This is a genomic window from Yersinia sp. J1 (assembly GCF_050586585.1).
Lineage (GTDB): Bacteria > Pseudomonadota > Gammaproteobacteria > Enterobacterales > Enterobacteriaceae > Yersinia > Yersinia entomophaga.
Map to the genome: position 1 here is coordinate 1 of NZ_JBOBDP010000036.1, position 2,976 is coordinate 2,976.

Here is a 2,976-nt window from a genome sequence, read left to right on the forward strand (position 1 = left end):
GAATGTCAAAACACCGGTGTAGTCATTGATACTAAAAAACACACAGTACGTATTTTCAATACAGATAAGGACAGCACTTTCAAATACGACAACATCAGGGAAATAAATTATACGCTATCCGAAGCTGGAAAAATTTATAGCACAGGTAATAATCTAAACTCTATGATAAAGTCCGCTGGAGCTAACAGTAATGAACAAATGTTAGCTAATCAGCGTTCCGGTATTTTTATACTGACAGATGATATAAAAAATCCTTCATGGAAAATCAATCTACCAATGAAAAACAAAACATCATCGACCAATCAAGAGATCTGCGATCGCTGGCTTCTCATTTTTAATAAATACGTTTTATAACCTTGTTATGTTTTATTATTTATATTTGGAGTTGATATGAAAAGATTGATTACGGCAGCATTTATTATTCTTCCTTTAGCGAGTTGTACCGTTTATGGAAACAAATCTATTAAAGACGAAACACAGCAGAATATAGCCTCTAAGATTATCAAGGGTAAAACTACTCAACAAGATATCCTTCGTTTTTATGGGGAGCCTCAGACTAAAGAAACTAACGATGGTAAAGAAATGTGGGGCTATTCCGTTATGTCCGGTGAATCCCAGATTTCAAATTACATACCGGGATTAGCATTATTAAAGAACAGCAGCACAGCGCACATGAAAGATCTTGAGATCTGGTTTAAAGGTGATGTTGTTGAACGCTATACCTTTAGACAAACGGCAAGTAAAACTTCTCGCGGTTTGTTAGATTAATCTAAATCGAATACCATTTTATCTATAAAAGAAGTTGGCGTAATCTGACTTCTTTTATATTTTATCCATGATCTAACTTCACTTATATTTCTATTAGCTCTTCATTAAATAACACTTTACTTTTTATATTTGGGGTTTTATATTTATTTTTATTAAAATTTTGTACTAGTAGTACTAATTAATTAATTTAAAAGTTTTTGGTTTTAAGGTTTTGGGGTTTGTGTTTTAGCGGGGCGGCTTTCAGCCGTAGTAGTTTTCCTCCGAAGGAGGAAATAGTTTTTCTTTAAGCATTCCCCCCCTACCCCCCACGCCAAGAAGGCTAAAATAGAGAGATAGGAGATGCTCATTGCGCCTTGAAAATATTCAGAACGTTTCCATCCTGATACTTCCCCCACGACCCGCGCAAACACAAATCATGAAACTTTCAAACGACTCTCGTTTTACTAAAGAGTCTATACTACAGTTTGTAAATTTTTTAGATTATGCGATTCAGGTTGGCAGCTACGCGTCATCCGGCACTGCCACAATAACATAAGAATTGCCAAACACTTGAGGAACCTTCATTCTTATACCCGATACACAGGATTAGCGTTATTGCTTTATTAAAGATTAAAATCTTCTGGAAGTGGTATTTAACGTAAGTTAAAAGTCGGCGAAGAGTTTTTAATTTTTCGTATCTTTATATTATATAAATCCATTTATAACATCAGTCAATAGATAAAATCAAAAATATTTAATAAAATGATTAGATGATAAAATAAAAAAAGACCAGTTCAAAACCCAGTCTTTTATTTTAAATAAAAGATATTTTTCATATGTAGCTCTAAAACGCTCTATACGCGATTTTGAGAGGTTTTCACTTTTAATGATGAATCTGTCAGGAATAAATCAAAAAAGCATTTAATAACATTCAGGCGGCTTTATTTCTTGATAAATAAATCTTTTCGTCAATCCACGCATCTATTTCACTTTCTACGAACCCGATTGCACGATCACCGATTTTTATAGGTGAAGGGAATTCGTCACGACTAATCAAACGATAAATCCAAGCTTTACAAAATCCTGTTCTTTCCAGAACTTCAGGTAGACGTATAAAGTTGTTTTTTTCTTTCATTTATCTCTCCCATTGTTTTTCGACAGAGGCTATTATTCGAATATCGCTTATGACGATCAACAACTTTTTTAGCAAAAAGTGCTTTTTTTGTTGACTATTTTAAATTAACAGTCATTCAATCACTTTCGGAAGTTGAACTCATGAGTTCAACTCCTCACCGCTAGTCATGACATTCAAAATGTGATTGATTTTTAGCCACAATACTTTTTTTATCCCTTTATTGCACCTCAATGTAAAATACAAATCATTAATATATATAATAATCAAACAATTAAAGAGTGGATTACAGGGACCCCAGCCCAAATTCTCCATCGGTGATTACCAGAGTCATCCGATGAAGTCCTAGAAGCCCGCATGGCGCAAGCCCTGCGGGCTTTTTTGTACCTTCAATTTGTCCATCTAAATCTGAAGCCAACTAATTAAATCCGAACCTTTTAGGCACCTTGTTAGGCACCTCGTAAAGCATTATTGTTTTTGAGGTGCCTAAAACTATGGAAACCCTGCAATGGCAAGACAAACCAAACCTTTATCCGTCAAGGAAATCGAATCCGCCAAACCCAAGGAAGCGGACTACGTTCTCTATGATGGCGATGGCCTTGAGCTACTCATCAAATCAAGTGGCAGTAAGATCTGGCAGTTTCGCTACATCCGCCCTGTCACTAAGAAGCGTGCGAAAAAGAGCATTGGCCCTTATCCGTCAGTCACCCTTGCCGATGCTCGAAGCTACCGGGCAGAAGCTCGTGCTCTCCTGACAAAACAGATCGATCCTCAGGAGCATCAGCAAGAACAACTCCGCAGCACTCTTGAAGCCCAAACCAATACTTTCCAACTCGTAGCTGAACGTTGGTGGAATGTGAAGAAAGCAAGTGTGACAGAGGACTACCCAGAGACCATTTCTGACCGCAAACGATATTCTCAGAGCCAGGCAAACGATGGAAATATGAATCGTGATTATAATTTAATTACAATCGTTAACCAGTTAGTCAACCAAAACCATTGACCAAACGTCATATAAATGAAAACAGACGCCAGAAAATTCACCCCATACCGGTGGCAGCGAGCCTTACCGTGATAACCGCCTCACCCGCTGGGAG

3 protein-coding genes and 1 pseudogene are annotated in these 2,976 nt (G+C 37.1%); 3 read left to right on the forward strand and 1 reads right to left on the reverse strand.

What is annotated here, in order from left to right; translation table 11 throughout:
- Nucleotides 1–354 (forward strand): DUF4755 domain-containing protein (locus ACQ4OC_RS19360; protein ID WP_430971546.1); only part of this gene is annotated, 354 nt, incomplete at its 5' end.
- Nucleotides 355–390: 36 nt separating this feature from the next.
- On the forward strand, nucleotides 391–768 hold the full coding sequence (locus ACQ4OC_RS19365; RefSeq protein ID WP_085335197.1) for a hypothetical protein: 378 nt from the start codon (nucleotides 391–393) through the stop codon (nucleotides 766–768).
- A gap of 910 nt (nucleotides 769–1,678) precedes the next feature.
- On the opposite strand, the gene ACQ4OC_RS19370 is transcribed toward ACQ4OC_RS19365, so the two are convergent.
- Nucleotides 1,679–1,882 carry a helix-turn-helix transcriptional regulator gene (locus tag ACQ4OC_RS19370; protein ID WP_053896513.1) on the reverse strand — a complete coding sequence of 68 codons (204 nt, stop codon included), beginning with the start codon at nucleotides 1,880–1,882 and terminating at the stop codon, nucleotides 1,679–1,681.
- A 505-nt stretch (nucleotides 1,883–2,387) separates the two neighbouring features.
- Here ACQ4OC_RS19370 and ACQ4OC_RS19375 point away from each other — a divergent pair.
- A pseudogene (locus ACQ4OC_RS19375) lies at nucleotides 2,388–2,777 on the forward strand (integrase arm-type DNA-binding domain-containing protein); the annotation flags it as partial.
- Between the last annotated feature and the right edge of the window lie 199 nt (nucleotides 2,778–2,976).